A 22,871-nucleotide genomic window follows, 5' to 3' on the forward strand; every position below is an offset into this window, starting at 1 on the left:
ATTTTTTTCAAAAAAAGTAATTTTTATAGTAAAAAACACCCTATTTTATATGCTATGATTGGAATTAGCATTTTCCACCTGTGATTCAACTTTATTGAAACGGAGTCATAATATGATTAATCAAAAAAAATATGTACAATTTGTCATGATGTATATAATTATATTTTCCCTTTGGATATTTCTTATCCCTAAGGACTTAAATATAAAAGAAATTGGAATTCTTTTTTTATTTTGTTTCGCTACACTCTTTTCTTGCTATTGCTTATATAAAGCAATTAAGAAAATGAAGCGCGGTGACAAACTATTTTGGGTTTTAGTACTATGCACTTGCCTATGTGGATTGACAATGGAGATAACTTTGTTTCTTCATTCACTTTCTATATATGATCAAGTCATATTCTCATATAAGTCCTTGCCCTTTTTCATCGTACAATATATTTTACTCTTCTCTGGCTTTGCTATAAAGTTCATAAAACATTACTCTATTAGAGGCCTTGCTCAATTTTCATTCGATAGCATCTTTATTGTTATTATGAATATCTATTTTACCTTAACTTTTATTTTGGACGTTTCAAGCTTTCGTATGTTAACAACAGATCAATGGGTTTTAATTGGTTACTTTATTGCACAATCATTAGTAATTTACGCGGTTATTAGCCTATATAGAAGGGAACAATATTCTTCTAGTAGAATTTCATTAATTATCGGCTTTACTATCATACTTGTATACGGATATATACATCTGTTTCAATTAAACAGAGGTATGGAAACTTCTTCTGAAGTCTCTTACTTAATACATACTGCTTCAATTTTATTAATTGGTTTGTCGTCTATACTATATATTTTAGATAAACCAATACAGCATGAAACGAAAACAAAATATTATCGATTTGATTATGTGCGCTTTATATTACCTTACTTTAGTATAATCATTACTTTTTCTTTTATTATCTTTCAACCTTGGGATGATAAGTTCATGTTAATCGGTCTAGTATTATCACTCATCTTATTATTCCTACGACAACTTTATATGTGGAAGGATAATCGAGCACTAATCGATACATACGAACAGTTGACTACACAACTAGAAGGCAAAGTAGAAGAAGGTGCATCTGCGTTATCAAAGAGTGAACAACGCTACAAATCTTTATTCGAAGATCATCCTGATGCTGTTTTCTCTTTAAATATGTATGGTATTTTCCAACAATCTAATACAGCTTGTGAAAGCTTATTTACTGCCTACTATTGTGAAGTAGAAAGCTACTCCCTTTTACACTTTATTGACTCAAAAGACCATGATTTACTAAAGAAAGCTTTGCAAATAACGAAAGAAGGTAGACCACAAACTTTAGAAGTTCGTACAAAAGAAAAAGAAGGTTATTACTATTACCTTCACATTACGCTCATCCCTACTTTCATAAACAAAGAAGTTGTTGGGATGTTCGGCATAGCACGTGATATTACAACTTTATATGAAAAACAAAAACAAGTAGAACATTTAGCCTTTCATGATGCACTTACTGGGCTACCAAATCGCCGAAAGTTTGAAAAAGATTTGAAAAACATTTTAAACACAGCTCAAACTAGCGCAAATGATGTTGCCGTCATGTTCCTTGATTTAGATCGATTCAAAAAAATTAACGATAGACTTGGTCATGACGTTGGTGATTTATTATTAATTGAAGTAGCAAAAAGATTACGCAGTTGCTTGCGTTCAAAAGATGTCGTTGCTCGCCAGGGCGGAGATGAGTTTACAATTTTATTACCAGATATGTACTCAGAAAAGAGTGCAATATTTATAGCTGAACAGATTTTAACCATTTTAAACAAACCATTCTTCATTAAAGATGAGGAACTGTCTATTACACCGAGTATCGGAATTGCAATGTACCCTGATTATGGAACAGATGTAACAGAATTAATGAAAAATGCTGATATGGCTATGTATCGCGCGAAAGCAAATGGAAAAAATAGATTCGTTTTCTTCTCAAAAGAAATGAGTATTGCTCAAAATGAGAGTAACTTCTTAGAAGGAGAACTTTCAAAAGCATTACAACAAAATGAATTTTTCCTTGAATACCAGCCACAAGTAAGCACAAAAACAAAACAAATTATCGGTTTTGAAGCATTAATTCGTTGGAAACATCCAAAACTCGGCATCGTATCTCCTGCCCAATTCATTCCTCTAGCAGAGGAAACTGGATTTATTATTGAACTTGGAAATTGGATTTTACGCACCGCTTGCTTAGAGGCAAAAAGATGGCATAATCAAGGTTTTTCTCACTTAAAAGTAGGTGTGAATTTATCTGTCGTTCAATTTAACCATGCAGATTTAATCCCAACCATTTCAAAAGTATTAGAAGAAACAGAGCTAAAAGCAGAAGCATTAGACATTGAAATTACGGAAAGTATCGCAATTAATCAAAATCAATCTGTAGTTGCAAAGTTAGAACAGCTTCAAAATCTCGGTATTCAAATTTCAATCGATGACTTTGGAACTGGTTATAGTTCTTTAGCTTATTTAACAAAATATCCAATCAACACATTAAAAATTGCTCGAGAGTTTATTTGCGGCATTACAACTAGTCCTTTAGAGGAAGCAATTATCTCTTCCATAATTACACTATCAAAAGAACTACATTTAGAAGTGATTGCAGAAGGTGTAGAGACGGAAGATCAATGGAAGTTTTTATATGAACAAAACTGTGACCATATCCAAGGATTCTTTATTAGCAAACCCGTTTCTAGTAAAGACGTTTGGAGATTACTCCACAAAAAAACAACCGTCTAAGTAAGACGGTTGTTTTTTAATATTCAAAAGGTAGATCTCCAGCTAATTGTACCTCTTGATCATTATGAGAAATCACTTGACTTTTCTCTAATGCTGTATCGCCTAATGAAATACCCCATGCCATTGCTAACGTTAATAGACTACCAATAAGTAGTTTCTTCATACTCCATCACCCACATTTTTTATTTTAATATATCATGAAAATTTATCCACATCCTATGCAATTATGCATATCCATTTTTTGGGATTTTTATTTACTGATTTTATTTGCGAGTGCTTCTTTATATGCATGCATTTCTAATATGTCAAAAAAGAAACTTGCCTTTTTATATGCATCTTCAATCTCTGCCCCATCATACTCCAACTTCCCTAAACATTCACCTCTTTGATAATATAACTGTCCAATTAATGCCATACTATTAATTTGGCATGATATTTCAATCGCTTTATTTACTTGATAAAGCGACTCCTCATATTGCTCATCTAAGTATAATGCTTTTGCATGATTATATCTTACCTTCACGTCAAATTCTTCATTATCATGTAATGTCTCTAATTGCTTTAGTATATCTTCAAATAACTCAATACTCTTCTTAAAATAGCTATTTTCAGCATAAATATTTGCAATTGCATTTTCTATATAGAGATTTTGGTATACGTCTATTCCAGTTAATTGTTGATTTAACAATTTTTTTAATTCTAAAATGCAATATTCGTAATCGATTTTTTTCAATATGTAAGCTGCTACATGATATTGCCATTGAAGAAATTGTTGGAATTCAGGATGATATTCTTCCTTTTTCAGTTCATTCCATACTCTATTATAAATTTCCTTATATCTTTTTTGCTTACACAGCATAATGACTTGATCTTTAAACTGTTTTTTTCTTTCAATATCGGAATAAATGAGTACCTCATAAAAATGAATAATGGGAACTTGTAATTTCGCCGCAATACCTTGCAATATATCCATACTTGGGTACACTGCGCCCGATTCAATTCGACTCACTTCCGATTGATGACATATATTATCGGATAACTGTTTTTGTGTTAACCCTCTCATCATCCTAATCTTCTTAATTTCACTTCCTAATTTTTCTGCGTGCATACTTACTCACCATCCCATTATAACAATCTAATTTTTTGAGTTGTCATACCACTACAATAATGTGAATTCGACAATTTTTGATATGAAATAATGCATAATATATATAAAATTCGGCAAATTTTTCATACAATTCATCTCACATACAATAATAGATTAGGAGTGTTATAGATGAATTATAGAAAACTTGCCAGTGCCTTCGTTACATTCGGTCTTCTTTGTCCTTTATCAACAGAAGCTATTCACGCCCAAGAATTAGATAAAAATGAAGTAAAAGTTGAAATTGCTCAGCCTGGTTTAACAATCGGGAAATTAACACAACCTCAAAATGATACGAAAGAAAATATTGCGAAAAAGTATTTAAAAGGTGAGGTAAACGGGGCTAAAGCTCAACAAGAACAAGTCACTACTGAAAAAAATGTAGATTTCCATCCTACCAATAAAGAAACAAAAGAAAATCAAACCGAAGTTCGCCTTGCACAAACATATAAAAACTATAAAGTATATGGCCAAGATCTCATTGTAAAAGTAGATAAAAATGGAGTGATCACAACTGTTAGTGGTAAAGTTGTTCAAAATTTAGATCAACAACCTAATCTTACTATAACAAATTTTTTGTCGAAAAATGAAGTAAAATCTAAATTACGCGATATAGTTCAAATTCCAAGTGATGCGGCTGAAACGGAATTCTCTAGCGAAACCGTTGTTTATAAGAAAAAAGATAGCTCTTATACATTCGCAACTGTTATTACATTTACTTATGAAAACAATGCACAAATTATAAACGGCAATGCAATCATTGATTTAAAAACTGGTGAAGTACTTTTCCAAGAAAAATTTATTAAAAATAAAGAGAATAAAGCTATAAATCAAGTAACATCACCTAGCCTATCCTCTGCAAGCGAGCAAGGAACTGGGAAAAATGCACTTCAAGAAAATATCTCTTTCAATATTGCCAAAGGGACTGATGGAAAATTTTATTTAGCTGATTTATCACGCGGAAATGGTATTTATATTTACAATGCAAACTACGCTGATTCTCTCGGGGGATACAGTCAAGCTGGTTATCCAGGGACACTGATTTCAAGTAGCACTCCTAACTTTACAGATAAAGAAGCTGCTGGCGCCATGAAAAACATGAGTGATATTTATGATTACTTCAAGAAAGAACATAATCTAAAAAGTTACGATAATAAAGATTCAAAAGTTGTTGCTAGTGTACACGGTTTTGATTCTACTGAAGTTAGTGATGGTATAAAAGAAAACTATATAAACGCATTTTGGCACCCTGCTTGGAACCAAATGGTATTTGGTGATGGTTTAAACGGAAAACTAACATCAGCTCTTGACGTAACAGCTCATGAATTTGGACATGCTGTATTTAGCGGTACAACGAAAAATAAAATTGTGAGATATCCAAGCGCTGAAACATCTGCGCTAAATGAAGGGCTAGCAGATTTTTGGGGTACACAAATCGAATATTACGTAAAGAAAGATAAAGGAAACTGGATTATGGGCGATACGTTAGGTGGCTTAACAATTCGTGACATCCCAAGAGAAATTGGTGATGGTGGTCATAAACTATATACGAACTTACAAGATTTCTATAACGATGGAAATGATCAAGAATCGCACGTAAACTCTGGTATTATCAGCCACGTGTTATATCAATTAGCTGAAGGTAAAACTTATAACAATGTTGCCGTTCAAAAACAAGGTAATGAAAAAGTAAGTAAAGTTGTTATGCGAGCATTGCAAAATTACGCAACTTCAGCTGAAGATTTTGAATCACTTCAATCCCATATTGTACAAGCTGCAAAAGATTTATATGGCAATGCCGTATCAAATGAATTTGCAAAAGCATTTGAAGCACATGGTTACAAACCATTACAAAAAGTAAATAGAGTAATAGAAGTACAATAATTATAAAAAGAAGTTTACCTCTCATAGGTAAACTTCTTTTTATATCCATCCCTTTTCTTCCGCAATTGTAATTGCCTCAATTCTATTTTTCGCATCAAGCTTTGTTAATACTTCGGAAATGTAATTACGTACTGTACCCGGTGAAAGATAAAGTGCCTTCGCAATTTCATTTGCCGTCTTTCCTTCTTTCGCAAGTAGCAATACTTCTTTTTCGCGATCTGATAGTGGATTTTGCTCCTGCCATAAACCGAACATTAAATCTTGAGAGATCTCTCGTTTTCCTTTCATTACGTTACGAATCGATGCAGCTAAATCTTCACTTGGACTATCTTTTAATAAATATCCGTGCACGCCAGCTTTCATTGCTCGTTCAAAATATCCAGGGCGCGCAAATGTTGTTAAAATCATTACTTTGCATGCTGACTTTTCTTTCTGTAGCGTTTCCGCAACATCTAATCCGCTTTGAATTGGCATTTCAATATCCATAATGCTTACATCAGGTTGTAGCGATTCAATTAGTTTTAGCGCCTCTTCCCCGTTCGCAGCTTGCCCAATTACTTCAATATCGTCTTCTAAATCAAGCAGGGCCCCTAATGCACCACGAAGCATCCGCTGATCTTCTGCAATAATAATTCGAATCATGCCCTCACCTCATCTTTTCCTTCTCTAATAACAACTGGCACTTTTACTGTTAATAGTGTCCCTGGATTGATCGTGCCCAGTTCAACAAACCCATCAATAAGAGCAATACGCTCTTTCATACCACGAATGCCATTTCCATCGTGGTTTTGATCCACTAAACCAACTCCATTATCTTCTACTATCAAAATTAATTCGCCTTGTGATTCTAGTACAGAAACTGTGCAACGCGTTGCCTTACTATGTTTTACAACATTTGTCACAGCCTCACGTAAACACATTCCTAAAATATTTTGTTCAATGGGTGATAATGAACTCGCACTCGTTTCTTGTTTTATTTCTAATTCAATAGTAGCAGCTTGTAAGATTGCTTTTATTTGCTCAAGCTCTTCCTCTACTGTAATCATGCGCATATCAGAAATTAATTCCCTTAGCTGCTTTAAAGCGGTACGAGATGTTTGTGTAATTTCCTTCGCTTCCACACTTGCACGCTCCGGATTTTTTACAATTAACTTCTCCACAAGCTGACTTTTTAAAGTAATGAGTGATAATGTATGCCCTAACGTATCATGAAGATCTCTTGCAATCCGCTGCCGTTCTTCACGTTTTACTAAGTCTTTAATTTGCTCATTCGCTTCGTTTAATTGGTTCTTTAACATCTTTTTTTGATTGAAATTACGCATACCAAATGGCGTAAGGAGCATTAAAATAAACATCGGAACGATATTTACTAAACTTGTAGTCGTTAGTTGATTCATATTTATAAATAAAAATGCCCCAAGCATAATAACCAACAAACATAATAGCACTCGAAACACTTTCTTATTTGGCGTAAATCCCATCGCACTTGCCGTGAAAAAGCCAAAGAATATCATGAAAGGATTGTAAAATAAAGCAAATAAAAAAATGAGTACCATTTGAATGCATGCCCATAAAACAAACGTCTTCTGAACAAAATATAGCTGACGGTATGTGATAATAAAAAGTATCAACATACCGCTTCCTAGCACAAACTTCCATCCAGACGCTTGTGCTAAATGGTAGATTGGAAATAATAAATACACAAACCACATATACGGGAAGAAACCCATATGTTTCGGAAAAAATTCAAACCTCTTCGTCTCTATCATTTATACCGCTTCCTGTCTTTTTCTTATATATATTGATACTACAACAAATATAAGGAAATAACCTCCTAGTACCGCGATATTTTCCCAATCAACTGATTTTCCAGCTACAATATCCCATGCGCCGCTTCCGAAATGGTATGTCGGTGTCCATTCCCCAATCGTTCTTAATATTTTTGGGAATACTTCAATTGGCATCCATAAACCACCAAGAATCGCTAAACACATATTTAAAATATTCGCTAATCCTGCCGCTGCATCAACTTTCTTAATCGAACCTACTATTGATCCAAGTGCTAAAAATGGAGTTACACCTATTAATAGCCATAAACCAGCGCTAATCCACTGACCAAACGTTAACTGAACATCATTAATTAAAATACCTGCTAAAAAAATAACTACGATTGAAAACATATTTACTACTGTTTGCGAAACAATTTTTGCAGAAATATATGCCCCTTCTGGCAGAGGTGTAATTCTCAAAAGCTGTGCCCACCCTTTTTGTCTTTCCTCAGAAAGACGAACACCAAAACTGAAGAGTGCTGTTCCAATGATACTGAATGACGTCATAGAAATTAAATAATGAGCTTTCCATTCATTCCCGTTCTGTGGCACTTGAACAACATTTGTGAAAATATAGTAAAACATAACTGGCATTAATAATGAGAAAAAGATAAATAATTTATTGCGAAACGTACGTAATATCTCCATCTTACATTGCATCAAAAACGCTCTCATGCGATTCCCTCCTTCTGATTTGCAACAAACTGCTCAAATGCTTCATCAAGACTTCCACGTTCAACTGAAACATCTGTTACAGGTAAATTCTTTTGATAAATCGCTTTTAAAGTTTCATCTGTATCTTCAGTTGTTAAAGTGAAGCGTCCTTCGTTTGACTCTACTTCTGTTACATATGGTAATTCCTTTAGCAATCTTGTAGGAATACTTTCTTTCGAATAAAACGAGATCGTTTTTCGCGAAATCGTCGCTTTCATCTCATCTGGTGTACCATCTGCGATAATCTTTCCGTTCGCAAACAATAAAATACGATCCGCCAATGCATCCGCTTCTTCTAAATAGTGCGTCGTTAAAATAATCGTTTTCCCCTCACTTACTAACTTTCGAATTGTTTCCCAAAATGTTCTTCGAGACGTAATATCCATTCCAACTGTCGGCTCATCTAAAAATAGCAAATCTGGATTTCCTGCAAGTGCGAGTGCAAAGTTTAATCTTCTTTTTTGCCCGCCTGATAATTTCTCACATCTTTGTTTTCGTTCCGATTCTAAATTTGATAACTGTAGTAACGTTGCTTTCTCTACCGGATTCGTATAATAACTACGGAATAACTCAATCGCCTCTTCCACTGTGATGCTATCAATGACACTTACTTCTTGTAACATCGCGCCGAGGCTATTACGCACATCTCTATGCTTTGGACTTTTTCCAAATATAGAAACAGTTCCTTCCGTCGGATCCTTTAATCCAAGCATCATCGACATCGTCGTCGTTTTCCCTGCACCATTCGGTCCAAGTAATGCTACGATTTCTCCTTTATTTACATGAAATGAAACGTTATTTACTGCGTTTTTATGTTTAAATGTTTTAGAAACACTATTTACTTCAATAATCTTTTCCATCTCTCCACCCCCGCTGTTTCTTATATTTATATTGTATGTGTTGGAAAAGTTAGGAAACAGTATGATGCGTCATGACATCGATATGACAATTGTCATGTATTCCGTATGAGAGGAATCAACCCGCATACCGCAAGCGAGTAGCAGGACGAAAATAAACATGATACAATCGGGTAAGATATATATTCGAGGAAGGACAGTGGTTTTCATGATTATTCGTAATGAACAAGATTTAGAAGGCTTACGAAAAATCGGCCGCATCGTTGCGCTTGCACGTGAAGAAATGAAAAAAGAAGCGAAGCCAGGTATGACAACGAAAGAGCTTGATTTGATCGGTAAAAAAGTATTAGATGAGAATGGTGCTATTTCTGCACCTGAAAAAGAATATGATTTCCCTGGTGTAACTTGCATCAGTGTAAACGAAGAAGTTGCTCACGGTATTCCAGGAGATCGCGTATTAAAAGAAGGCGACCTTGTAAATGTCGACGTATCTGCTGCACTTGATGGTTATTATGCAGATACAGGTATTTCATTTGTACTTGGAGAAGATGAAGCAAAAGAAAAGCTTTGCCAAGCAGCTGTTGATGCATTTTGGGCAGCTATGAAAAAGGTTAAGGCTGGTTCAAAACAAAACCAAATTGGTCGTGCTGTTTCAAACTTTGCACATAAAAATGGATATAATGTGATTCAAAACTTAACTGGTCACGGTATTGGTCTTAGCTTACATGAAGCACCAAACCACATTTTAAGCTACTTTGATCCAATGGATAATGCGCTTCTAAAAGACGGTCTTGTTATCGCAGTAGAGCCATTCATTTCTATGAAAGCTGATCATATTATTGAGCGTGGTGACGATGGTTGGACATTCGTTACACCTGACAAAAGCCTTGTTGCACAATGTGAACATACAGTTGTTGTAACACGCGGCGAACCGATAATCTTAACAGAAATATAATACAAAAAAACGACTGTTTTGTAGATTTATTCTGCATAGAACAGTCGTTTTTTCATTTTTGGGAAATATATGAAACATTGTTGAACTCTTTATCATTTAAGTATATAATCTTTAGCGAAGGTTATTTAGGCATGTCTTTACTAAAAAGATATTGTCGCTAAGAAGTAAATACCTTCTTTTTTATTGTTTAAAATGGTTCCAAAAATGACCGTAGTAACGGATTAGTCGAATATTCTGTAATGATTATATTCCTCTAACAATGTACGAAACAATCGTATCTTAACTTCGGTCCACTAATCGTACAACTTTCTTTAGACAAAATAGATGACTATTTTCAAAGTACATATTGTCTTCATTCTGACCAAAATCAACCCTATCTAAATATTTATTTCCACATAACCTTAAGGCAAAAATAAGCCTTCATTAAGGGATACATTACTTTGGTTAGCATGTATCGTAAAACTTACCTTTATAACCATTCTTTTCATCAGATTTACACGAAAGCTATCTCACATATAAAGGTCTGATATCATTCTTTATATCAGTATTTTTTTCGACATTTTTTGTCGAATTGTGTATATTTCCACAGAACCGTGTAAATATACATATTGTTTTACGTTAAACAATATTACTTTGAACATAATCCTGTTTGTCTGAAAAAGAGTATAGAAACGGAGGGATAGCAAAAAGTAAATAACTTATAACAAATACTTTTAATATTCCATTTGTTCATGTGGAATAAGTCCCCAATGGACAAATGAATGTTCAGAGGAGGAAAAATGAAAAAACTTTTCAATGTATGTTTAATTGTATTCGTACTATTTTCGCAACTTGCTAGTTTTCCATACAATCAAGTAAGAGCGGAAACCTTAACAGGAGATTCCTTATTTGACACTGTTGAAATGAAAGATGCAACGAATCATATTATTGACGAAGCATTAAATCCTAAAAACTTAATAAAAGTAGGATCAATCATTCACCTAGAATATGCTTGGTCAATAAAAGATCATCAAATTGCACAAGAAAAAGATGCAACAGTTCTTCAAATACCTAATGCATTAAAAGTAAAAAATGACCAACAAGGAAACTTGATGGCAGATCAACAAATTATTGGTCAATATTTTGTTACAGCAAACGATAACAAAATGAAAATAGTCTTTAACGATTCAGTAAAAGATTCAAAAGGTGTTAAGGGAAAAATTAAATTTGACACTGTATTCAATCCAGATTTAAAACCTGGCATAAAAGCTGTCCCACTCACTTTCCCTCTAGGTACAGTAGCTAAGATTATCTCAGTTCCTGTTCAAGTAGATAACCCTACTTCACCTACTATTAATAGTGATGATGCAAAGCAGACTACCGAAGGGCAAAAGAACGGTGACGCACAGCAACCTACGGAACAGCAAAAGGACGGGAATCCTCAGCAGCCTGCGAAACAGCCAAAAGATGGTGAGACACAGCAACCTGCAGAACAACCAAAAGACGGGAATCCTCAGCAGCCTGCGAAACAGCCAAAAGATGGTGAGACACAGCAACCTGCGGAACAGCCGAAAGACGGAAATCCTCAGCAGCCTGCGGAACAGCCAAAAGATGGTGAGGCACAGCAACCTACTGAGAACCCTGGTGATAACACAACAGGGCAACCTGTTGAAAATCCAGACCCCTCACCTAAGCAAATTAAAGAAAATATTTTAACAAGCGTAAAATTAACAGATAAAGACGGAAAACCATTTAATGATACAGATAATCGTCCAAATCCTGATTCTGCTGCCAATATCGATTTTACATGGGAAGTTTTAGAATCATTAAAAGTAAAAAAGGGAGATTACTATATTTTCCAACTTCCGGAATATTTTATCGTCCACAACACCATTACACAGCCCTTAGTTGATGGAACAGGACATGAAATTGGGACGTTCGTTGTTGACTTAAACGGAAAAGTAACTATGACTTTTAACGAGTACGTTGAAGACAATCCTAATATAGATGGTCATTTAAAAGTTGGTACCGAATTTAATAAAACAAAAATTAAAGGGACTACGGAACAAAAAATTCCTTTCCCAATTAAAGAACAAGACGTTATTATCGAGCTTGATTTCAAACCTAATGTAAAGAAATCTATGAATAAAAAAGGTATACCTGATAGACCGATTAATACGAATCAAATTAATTGGACAGTCGAAATGAACAAAACAAAAGACATTCTTACAAACGCTGTCTTCCAAGACAATATTCCAAATGGAGCCAGTCTCAATGAAGATTCTATTAAGGTTTATGAGTTAGAAGTAGATATTAACGGGAAGACAACTCGTGGAGCCGAAGTTAGTAAAGAAGAATATACACTCACTTCATCCTCCGATAAATTAAATATCGCTTTTAAAAATGAAACGAAAAAAGCATATCAAATTGAATATGCGACAAAAATTACTGACGAAAGTGTTACTAGTTTCAAAAATGAAGCAAAAGTATCCAGCAAGAATCAAGGAGATGTATCCGCAAATGCAACTGTAACTGTTTCACGCGGTACACATCTAGAGAAAACTAGTAAATATAATCCAAAAACACAAACAATTGAATGGACAATTACTTTCAACGGTGACCAGAGAGATATTAAACAATCTGATGCGCTTTTAAAAGACATCTTGGACAAATCTCATAAAGTTGATGCAAGTTCTATCGTGGTTAAAAATGCTTCTTATGATAATAACGGAAAACTTGTTACAGGTGACAACGCCACAAACTTTACTGTAAAAGAAACCGAAGAGGGATTTGATTTACAATTTAATGAAGATATTAATAGTGCCTATGTGATTACTTATACATCGAAAGCCAAGAATGATGTTATACAAGATGGCGAAATTGAAAATAAAATTATTGCAGATGGAAAATGGAGTAAAACAAACAAAGTTACATTACAACAACAAAACATCATAAAGAAACATAATAAAAATACAGGCGATACAGATTACAATGCGAAAACAACAAAATGGACGATTATTGTAAATGATAACAACTACGTGTTAAACGATGCTGTTATCAAGGATACGTTTGACTATGGTGGCCTAACGTTACAGAAAGATAGTTTCAAAATTACAGACGGATCGAAGACTCTTGATCCAAAGTCTGATTACACACTTGATGTAACAGATAAGGGGTTCGAAGTAAGACTAACTGGCGATTATAAGTCTAATATGAATAAAACCTTAACTATCACGTACACAACAGACTTTAATTACGAGACTCTATCTAAAAAGGATGATAATAAATCATTCAAAAATACAGCTGAGTTATCATGGAAAGATATAAATGGGAACGATAAAAATAGTTCATCTCATGATAGATTCAATCCTGACGGCTATACAAAAGGAAACGGATTTAAATACGGTTCTTACAATGCCCAAACGAAAGAAATCAAATGGGACATAGGGTTTAACTATAATAACAGGACTATTAAAGACCCTTCTATCGTTGACGTACTAGAAAACAATCAAAAACTTATACCAGACTCCATTGAGATTCACCATATGGAATTAACTGGTGGTGCAGAAGGTTATAAATTAGGGGCACTTGTTTCCCCTGACGAATATACGGTAGAAAATGCAACGAAAGATAATAAAAATACATTAACGATTCATTTTAAAAATGAAATTAAAACAGCGTACCATATCAGCTTTAAAACTTCACTCGCAGGTGAAGAAATTAATAAGCGCTATGATAATTACGCCAAATTAAAAGATGGATCGGAAACTATCGCCAATATTCATGGTGCATTCGAGATCAAAAATGGTGGTAGCGGCGTTACGAAAAAAGCAACACAAAATGACAAGTACATTGATTGGAGCGTTTCTATTAATGCAAGTCAATCAACGATTGAAAATGCTGTCGTAACAGACGATCCGACAGACAATCAAATTCTCGATGAAAAGTCATTCCACCTATATGGGACAACAGTAGCCGTGGATGGCACTTTAACGAAAGATACAACAAATGAATTAAAAGAAGGAAAAGACTATAAACTCAAAATAACAACAGACAACAATACGGGGAAACAACAATTTACAATTGAATTTCTTCATACTATTGATCGAGCTTATATTTTAGAATACCGTTCACTCATTAATGCAGACAATAATGAAAAGGTAAGCAATAAAGCGAAGATTACTGGTAATAGTTTGAAATTAACAGAAACTGAAAAAATTGAAGAAATAGTAGTTAAAGTATCTTCTGGATCTGGAGGCGGTTCTGCTACTAAGGGACGTGGAAACCTTCAAATTAAAAAAGTAGATAATGCAGATCCAAATAAAATTTTATCTGGCGTAGTATTTACTTTATTCGATCGCACAGGTACAACTGCTATTCGAACAATTACAACAGACGACAATGGTATCGCTCAGTTTAACAACTTAAAACGTGATGAATATCTGCTTAGAGAAATGAAAACTCTTGATGGCTATGTCATTAGTAAAGAATTAAAAGCAGGTAAACTTGTTAAGCTTGGTGCAGAAGAAACTACAACATATACTCTTAAAAACGAGAAATTTGTTGGAAAAGTAGTACTTACAAAGACTGATGCTCATAACAAAGAAAAGCTTAAAAATGCAGTTTTCTCTCTGCTTGATCAAAACCATAATGTCATTCCTGAGCATAAAGAATTAATAACAAATGATAAAGGACAAATTACTGTAGATAATTTAAAACCAGGAACTTACTACTTAAAAGAAATAAAGGCTCCTGAGCATTATCAATTAGATGATCGACTTATTGAATTTAAAATCGAGGAAGATCAAACAACAGTAATTAATAAAGAGGCCCAAAACAGCTTAATTAGAGGCTCAGCTATCCTAACAAAAGTTGATAAAGAGGGTAATACTTTAGAAGGTGCAGTATTTAGTGTACGGGACCGAAATAACAAAAAAATTCCTGGTTATACCAAATTAACGACAAATGGTAACGGACAACTCGAAGCGAAAAATTTACTTCCTGGAGAGTACCAATTTGTTGAAGAGAAAGCACCTGAACATTATGAAATAGATAAAAAACCGCTTAAATTTACAATTGAAAAGAGCCAACAGAAAGCACTTACTGTTACAGCGACAAATCACCTTATTAAAGGTGGTGTCACTTTAACGAAAGTTGATGATATCGATGGCACTGCCCTTGAAGGTGCTGTATTTAAAATTGTCGATGCGAATGACGAAAAACAAGTAATTCGCGAAAATATAAAAACAGGTTCAGATGGAAAAGTTACCGTTAAAGATTTAGAGCCTGGTGCTTATAAATTTATCGAAACAGAAGCTCCTAAGGATTATACGTTAAGTACAAACCCTATCGAGTTTACAATTGACAAAAGCCAACAAGCTCTTGCTACTGTTTCGGCAAATAACAGCTTAAAAACGGGCGAGGTTGAATTATTAAAAGTTGATGAATTTGGTGAGAAAAAACCACTAGAAGGTGCTGTATTCAAACTTGTCGATACAAATAATAATGACGTTTCCCCTCACACTAACTTAACTACTGATAAACACGGTAAGGTTAAAGTTAGTAACCTACGTCCTGGTACGTATAAATTTATTGAAACAGCTGCTCCTGATCATTACGTTTTACGAGCAGAACCTATTGAATTTACGATCGATAGAAGTCAGAAAGAAACTCTACTTGTGAAAGCTGAAAATGCTTTAAAACCAGGAGATGTTGAATTAACAAAAGTTGATGATATCGATGGTACAGCTCTTGAAGGTGCTGTATTTAAAATTGTTGATGCAAATGATGAAAAGAAAGTCATTCGCGAAAATGTAAAAACTGGTGCGGATGGTAAAGTTATCGCTACTGGCTTACGCCCTGGCGATTATAAATTTATCGAAGTAACAGCACCGAAGTATTATGACAAAAATACAAAACCAATTAAATTTACGATTACAGAAAGTCAAACAACTCAGGCTACTGTTATCGCTAAAAACAGCTTAACAAAAGGTGGTATTGAGTTAACAAAAGTGAATGCTGCAGATGAAAAGGAAACACTTGAAGGTGCAGTATTTAAAATCGTTAATAGAGATACCAATGAAGATGTTCGTACGGACCTTGTTACGAATAGTAAAGGATTGCTAGTTGTAGATGACTTACGTCCTGGTAACTATAAACTTATCGAAACAAAGGCTCCAACTTATTACGATGTAAATGTAGAACCTATTGAATTTACAATCGAAAAAGGACAACAAAAACTCCTTCCACTTACATTTAAAAATAGTTTAACGAAAGGAAAAGTTAAACTTATTAAAGAAGATGATGTGGAAAGTAGTAAAGCTCTTGCCGACGCTGTATTCACATTGCAAGACGCAACTGGCAAAGAAATTATGAAAGATTTAACAACAGATGATTACGGAGTATTAGTTATTCCTGATTTAGCACCAGGGGATTATCAATTTATCGAAACAAAAGCCCCTGAACATTATAAATTAGACAAAAAACCTATTAAGTTCACAATTAAAAAAGGTAGTAAGGAAGATCTTCCTATCCCTGTTACTGTAAAAAATAGTTTACTTACAGGTGGTGTCACTTTAACAAAAGTTGATGATGTTGATGGCACTACTCTTGAAGGTGCAGAATTTATAATTGTTGACGCTCATGATACTAAAAAAGTAATTCGCGAAGGTTTAACGACTGATAAAAACGGTAAAATTACTGCTTCTGATTTACGTCCTGGAGACTATCAATTTGTTGAAGTAAAAGCTCCAAAAGACTATACCTTAAGCAAAGACCCTATTCCGTTCACTATCGAAAAAAGTCAAAAAGAGAATATTACTGTTACCGCTACTAATAGTTTAAAGAAAGGTGCAGTAACATTAACAAAAATCGATGACATCGATCGTACGATGCTCGAAGGTGCAACCTTTAAAATTGTTGATATGAACGGTAAAGAAGTTCATACGAATCTTGTTACAGATAAAAACGGAAAAATTTCTGTTTCTGATTTACGCCCTGGAGACTATCAGTTCATTGAAACAAAAGCTCCTGAGCACTATGTATTAGATGAAACAACAATTCCATTTACAATTGAAAGAAGTCAAACGAAAGAGATCAATGTTACAGGCAAAAATGCTTTGAAAAACGGTAGCGTTGAACTAACAAAGATTGACGATATTGATATAAATACAAAACTTGCTAACGCCGTATTTAATTTATTAGATGCAGACGGAGAGTTAGTTGAAGAAGGCTTAAAAACAAATGATGAAGGTAAAATTGTTGTTGAAAACCTACGTCCTGGTACGTATCAATTCGTGGAAACAATTGCTCCTGAACATTACGATTTAGATAAAAAACCTATCATATTTACAATTAAAAAGAGCCAAACTGAAACTCTTCATGTCACTGCTACAAATGCTTTAACAAAGGGTGCAGTTAAACTTTCTAAAACAGATGATGTTGATGGCACAGTTCTTAAAGATGCAGTATTTAAAATTGTTAATATGAACGGTGATATAGTTCATAAAGGCCTTGTTACAAATGAACAAGGAATAATCGAAATTAACGACCTACGTCCTGGTGATTACCAATTCATCGAGACGAAAGCTCCTAAGCATTACGTTTTAGATGAAACACCAATCAAATTCACTATTGAAAAAGGACAGAAGAAAGCTATTTCTTTAACTGCTACAAATAGCTTAAAACAAGGTAGTATCGAATTACTTAAAGTTGATGATTTAAACAATCAAACAAAACTTGCCGATGCGGTATTTAATTTACTAGATCAAGATGGCAAAGAACTTAAAACAAATTTAAAAACAAACAGTGAAGGTAAAATCGTTGTCGAAAACTTACGTCCTGGTACGTATCAATTCGTTGAAATAACGGCTCCTGAACACTATGATTTAGACAAAAAGCCAATTGTAGTTACAGTTGTGAAAAGCCAAAAAGATATCGCTACTGTTACTATGAAAAATAGTTTGACTAACGGCGGCGTTGAACTTACTAAAGTGGATGACGTCGATAGCATTACTCTTGAAGGCGCAGTATTTAACATTGTTGATATGAATGGTACTATAATTCGCAAGAATCTTACTACAAATCCAGAAGGTAAAATTAGCGTTTCTGACTTACGTCCGGGTGATTATCAATTCATCGAGACAACGGCTCCGAAACACTACGATTTAAACAAAGAGCCAATTCCATTCACAATTACAAAGAGCCAAGCTGATCCTATCTCCGTTACAGCTACAAATAGCTTAACGAAAGGCGCTGTGGAACTTTCTAAAGTGGATGATGTAGATGGTACTGCTCTTAAAAATGCGGTATTTAAAATTACTGATATGAATGGTAATGACATTCGCACTGAGCTTACAACAGATATACATGGAAAAATTTCTGTTTCTGATTTACGTCCTGGGGACTATCAGTTTGTTGAAACGAAAGCTCCTGAACACTATAAATTAGATAGTACACCTATTAAGTTTACAATTAAGAAAAGCCAAAAAGAAAAGCTCCAAGTTACTGCTACAAATAGCTTAACTGAGGGTGCTGTAGAATTAATAAAAGTGGATAATATAAATCCAGATACAAAACTTCCTGATGCAGTATTTAATATCATTGATGCGAAAGGTAAAGTTGTTCGCACGAATTTAACTACTGATAAAGATGGGAAAGTTTCTGCTTCTAATTTACGTCCTGGAGATTATCAATTCGTTGAAACGAAAGCTCCAAAAGATTACGATTTAAATAAAACACCGATTCCTTTCACTATCGAGAAAAGCCAAATAGCTCACGTTTCTGTTACTGCTAAAAACGGCTTAACTAAGGGTGGCGTTGAATTAACGAAAGTTGACTCTCTAGATGCGAAAGAAACGCTGGAAGGTGCGGTATTTAAAATTACTGATATGAATGGTAACGATATTCGTACGAATTTAGTTACCAATAAAGACGGAAAAATCATCGCTAAAGACTTACAACCTGGAGACTATCAATTTATTGAAACGAAAGCTCCGAAACATTATGACTTAAATGAAAATCCTATTAAGTTCACAATTGAAAGAAGTCAAACAAAACATGTCTTCGTTACAGCTACTAACAGCTTAACGAAAGGTAGTGTGGAGTTAATTAAAGTTGATGATGTTGAAGAAAACACAACACTTGAGGGTGCGGTATTTAAAATTGTTAATAAGGATGGACACGACGTCCGTACTGATTTAACTACTGATAAAAACGGCCGTTTAGTTGTGGATGAATTACCACCAGGAGACTATGAGTTTATCGAAACAAAAGCTCCTAATCATTATGACTTAAACGAAACACCTATTAAGTTCACAGTTAAAAAAGGCCAAGAAAAAATCGCTTCCGTTACAGCTACAAATAGCTTAACGAAGGGCGCTGTTGAATTAACTAAAGTCGATGACGTCGACGGCTCTACTCTTGAAGGGGCTATCTTTAAAATCGTTGATATGAACGGACACGACGTTCGCACAGATTTAACTACTGATAAAGATGGTAAAATCTCTGTTTCTGATTTACGTCCAGGAGACTATCAGTTCGTTGAAACGAAGGCTCCTACTGGATACGATTTAAGCGCTAAGCCAATTCCTTTCACAATTACGAAAGGACAATCTCAAGCTACTTCTGTTACAGCTTTAAATAGTTTAACAACAGGTTCAATGGAGTTAACTAAAGTTGATATGGATCACCATGGAACACTTAAAGGTGCCATTTTCAACATTTTAGATCAAGACGGAAAAGTAGTACGAGAAGGTTTAAAAACAGACGGGCATGGTAAATTAATCGTAAATGATTTGAAACCTGGTAATTATCAATTAGTGGAAACAAAAGCTCCTGAAGGCTATCAATTAGATGCATCACCAATAAGCTTTACAATTGAAAAAGCTCAAGCTACACCACTACAAATTACAGTTTCAAATAAAAAAATCGATTCTTCATCAGGTGGAGATGATAAACCAATTACTCCTCCTAATAAAGAAGAGGAAACAGGGAAAGAAACTTCTGAAGAACTTGAAAAAGGAAATCCTGAAACACATGGTAAAGAAACTTCCGAAGAGCTGGAAAAAGGAAATCCTGAAACACATGGTAAGGAAACTTCTGAAGAACTTGAAAAAACAAACCCTGACACACAAATAAACAAACAACAAGATGACCGAAATAAGGGTAAAGAACTTCCAAATACAGGTCACAAAAATGATCCTACCCAAACAGTAGGTATCGTACTTCTACTAGCTGGATTGTTAAGTATTTTAGCTACAAAACGAAAAAAATATTATTAATAGTTTTTCACACCCAATCAAGTGAACATTTGATTGGGTGTTTTTTTATGCAAAAAAGGACGATACATAGAGTATCGTCCTTTTAACGGGGTGAGGCTGTCCAAAAGTACGGAAAACCTTTGAACAGCCTCGTATTTTCATATGGATGCCTTACATATATCACTGATGATAAGTATGAAATGCGGAAACATATTTATCATCACATGATTCAAACATGAGAAAAGAAATCCTATAGTGGATTCTTTTCTCTACATAATCTAAAGTTTGGGTACACTAGATTCATGCAATGTAGGAGCTTTCCAAGCAGAAAGCGAACCTTCATTTAAAATGATAGCATACATATCTCCATCAAAAATATGCAAATATGCATATAGCGTTTTTTTATTTCTCAATGTCAGAATATTGAAAAACAATGAAGGTAACGATAAAATGAAGTCATTATCCGTCTTCTTTTGTCAGTCAGAGAGAATAGAAGAATAGGAGAGGAAAAATGAAAAAATCTTTGAAACAAAAAATAGTAAGCTCTTTGCTTGCTGTATCACTCGCTGTTAGCTTAGCTCCAATTGGCCAAGCTAAAGCTGATTCCACGTCAGAAATCACACAGACTTCAACTATCACAAAACAAGTTGATGCAAGCCGCGCCATCGAACATATCCGTTTCTTATCCGAAACAATTGGTCCTCGCCCTGGTGGGACAAAATCAGAAGAATGGGCTTCTCGCTACGTTGGTATGCAGCTTAAATCAATGGGCTATGAAGTAGAATATCAACCATTTCAAGTGCCAGATCAATACGTTGGATTTATTGAATCACCATTATCCACAAAGCGTAATTGGCAAGCAGGTGCTGCCCCTAACGCACTAATTTCCACAGAAGCTGTTACAGCTCCTCTTATCTTTGTTCAAGGTGGGACAAAATTAGAGGACATCCCAAATGAAGTAAACGGAAAAATTGTTCTATTTGAAAGAGGAACAACAGTTACAGACTATAATAAACAAGTTGAAAATGCTGTTAGCAAAGGAGCAAAAGGTGTTCTTTTATACAGTTTAATTGGCGGACGCGGAAATTATGGACAAACCTTTAATCCCCGCCTAACGAAAAAGCAGTCTATCCCTGTCTTTGGTCTTGCTTATGCGCAAGGAAATGCATTTAAAGAGGAAATCGCTAAAAAAGGGTCAACAATTCTTTCTCTAAAGGCGAGACATGAATCTAACTTAACATCATTAAATGTCATCGCTAAAAAGAAGCCAAAAAATAGTACAGGTAATGAAAAAGCTGTCGTTGTAAGTTCGCACTATGATAGTGTCGTTGGAGCGCCTGGAGCAAACGATAACGCTTCTGGTACAGGGTTAGTATTAGAGTTAGCTCGTGCTTTTCAAAATGTAGAAACTGATAAAGAAATTCGTTTTATTGCTTTTGGTTCTGAAGAGACTGGCTTACTTGGCTCCAATTATTACGTCAATAGTCTGCCCAAAAAAGAACGCGATCGAATTCTAGGTGTCTTTAACGCAGACATGGTTGCAACAAATTACGATAAAGCAAAGAATTTATATGCTATGACGCCTAACGGTTCTCCAAACCTTGTGACAGACGCAGCCTTGCAAGCAGGTAAACAGTTAAATAATGACCTCGTACTGCAAGGAAAATTCGGCTCGAGTGATCACGTACCATTTGCTGAAGTTGGTATTCCTGCCGCTCTATTCATCTGGATGGGTGTCGATAGTTGGAATCCATTAATCTATCATATCGAAAAGGTATATCACACACCTCAAGATAACGTATTTGAGAATATTTCACCTGAACGTATGAAAATGGCATTAGAGGTTATCGGGACAGGCGTTTATAATACACTTCAAAAACCTGTTACTCAAACTGAACAGAAAGCTGCTTAATCATTTAAAAGACCACTGATAAAAATCAGTGGTCTTTTATTGAGAAAAAATATATATGCATAAAAGCATATTTTCTCCTACTCATTATCGTATACAATATTAACTGTAACAAAAACAATTACAACTAATAAGGAGGCTTTTCTACTATGAAAAAAATGATTTTGGCTGGTGCGTTAACTTTAGCAGGAATTACTGGCGCTACCGCTTTTATTCCTGAAACAAAAGTCGCTGCTGCCGCTCAAGAACAAAGCTTTACAAAATTTTATTCCTTACAAACTGGAAGTAGTTCTGAACAAGAACCTATTTTCCTTCAAAAGGGGCAAGAGTTAACAATTCAACCTAACAGCAAAACTCCTAGTTACAGTGTTTATGACTCAAACCATAACCTTATTGGACGTTATTCTGATGGTTACGGCCGAATTTTCACTGCAAAAACAGATGGAAATATGTACGTTCAATTTCATGCACCTTACGTTTACTATAGTCCTGTTAGCTTTTCTGTTACGTATACTATTCAATAGAAAAGAGGCCCTTTACAAGGCCTCTT

Annotated in this window: 12 protein-coding genes; 6 read left to right on the plus strand and 6 right to left on the minus strand. The window is 34.7% G+C overall.

The genetic code is table 11. The features are described 5' to 3' along the window. Positions 1 to 112 precede the first annotated feature (112 nt). Positions 113 to 2,791 (plus strand): DUF4084 domain-containing protein, encoded by a 2,679-nt coding sequence (locus tag KZZ19_RS26210; protein WP_237981201.1) that lies wholly within the window; start codon positions 113 to 115, stop codon positions 2,789 to 2,791. 16 nt (positions 2,792 to 2,807) lie between these two features. Here KZZ19_RS26210 and KZZ19_RS26215 read toward each other — a convergent pair whose 3' ends face one another. Continuing rightward, on the minus strand, positions 2,808 to 2,954 hold the full coding sequence (locus tag KZZ19_RS26215; RefSeq protein ID WP_000734732.1) for a quorum-sensing peptide PapR: 147 nt from the start codon (positions 2,952 to 2,954) through the stop codon (positions 2,808 to 2,810). 87 nt (positions 2,955 to 3,041) lie between these two features. After that, entirely contained in the window at positions 3,042 to 3,899 is an 858-nt protein-coding gene (plcR, locus tag KZZ19_RS26220) for a transcriptional regulator PlcR (protein ID WP_088098516.1), read from the minus strand. Between the two features lie 168 nt (positions 3,900 to 4,067). On the opposite strand from plcR, the gene KZZ19_RS26225 reads away from it, so the two are divergent. Further along, entirely contained in the window at positions 4,068 to 5,819 is a 1,752-nt protein-coding gene (locus KZZ19_RS26225; protein ID WP_237981200.1) for a M4 family metallopeptidase, read from the plus strand. A gap of 39 nt (positions 5,820 to 5,858) precedes the next feature. Here KZZ19_RS26225 and KZZ19_RS26230 read toward each other — a convergent pair whose 3' ends face one another. The 4 genes from KZZ19_RS26230 to KZZ19_RS26245 are packed head-to-tail and all read right to left on the minus strand — an operon-like array spanning position 5,859 to position 9,222. After that, a complete protein-coding gene (locus KZZ19_RS26230; RefSeq protein ID WP_088098518.1) occupies positions 5,859 to 6,461 on the minus strand; it encodes a response regulator transcription factor in 603 nt (200 codons plus the stop codon). Next, positions 6,458 to 7,588: a sensor histidine kinase gene (locus KZZ19_RS26235; protein ID WP_237981199.1), complete on the minus strand. Its 1,131-nt coding sequence runs from the start codon at positions 7,586 to 7,588 to the stop codon at positions 6,458 to 6,460. Before KZZ19_RS26235 ends, KZZ19_RS26230 begins: the two co-directional genes overlap by 4 nt. Then, a complete protein-coding gene (locus KZZ19_RS26240; RefSeq protein ID WP_237981198.1) occupies positions 7,589 to 8,323 on the minus strand; it encodes an ABC transporter permease in 735 nt (244 codons plus the stop codon). Next, positions 8,320 to 9,222, minus strand: coding sequence for an ABC transporter ATP-binding protein (locus KZZ19_RS26245; RefSeq protein ID WP_237981197.1), 903 nt, complete (start codon positions 9,220 to 9,222; stop codon positions 8,320 to 8,322). Before KZZ19_RS26245 ends, KZZ19_RS26240 begins: the two co-directional genes overlap by 4 nt. Before the next feature lie 157 nt (positions 9,223 to 9,379). Between KZZ19_RS26245 and map the strand changes: the two genes are divergently transcribed. From map to KZZ19_RS26265, 4 genes are all read left to right on the plus strand, one after another. Beyond that, entirely contained in the window at positions 9,380 to 10,174 is a 795-nt protein-coding gene (map, locus tag KZZ19_RS26250; protein ID WP_097815041.1) for a type I methionyl aminopeptidase, read from the plus strand. Positions 10,175 to 10,953: 779 nt separating this feature from the next. Then, positions 10,954 to 20,433 carry a SpaA isopeptide-forming pilin-related protein gene (locus KZZ19_RS26255; RefSeq protein WP_237981196.1) on the plus strand — a complete coding sequence of 3,160 codons (9,480 nt, stop codon included), beginning with the start codon at positions 10,954 to 10,956 and terminating at the stop codon, positions 20,431 to 20,433. 490 nt (positions 20,434 to 20,923) lie between these two features. Beyond that, positions 20,924 to 22,324: a M28 family metallopeptidase gene (locus KZZ19_RS26260; RefSeq protein WP_237981195.1), complete on the plus strand. Its 1,401-nt coding sequence runs from the start codon at positions 20,924 to 20,926 to the stop codon at positions 22,322 to 22,324. Between the two features lie 146 nt (positions 22,325 to 22,470). Further along, the gene (locus tag KZZ19_RS26265; RefSeq protein ID WP_088098523.1) at positions 22,471 to 22,845 is read left to right on the plus strand and encodes a hypothetical protein; all 375 of its coding nucleotides are present in this window, start codon (positions 22,471 to 22,473) and stop codon (positions 22,843 to 22,845) included. The last annotated feature ends 26 nt before the right edge of the window (positions 22,846 to 22,871 follow it).

It is taken from the genome of Bacillus thuringiensis, from assembly GCF_022095615.2.
Lineage (GTDB): Bacteria > Bacillota > Bacilli > Bacillales > Bacillaceae_G > Bacillus_A > Bacillus_A cereus_AG.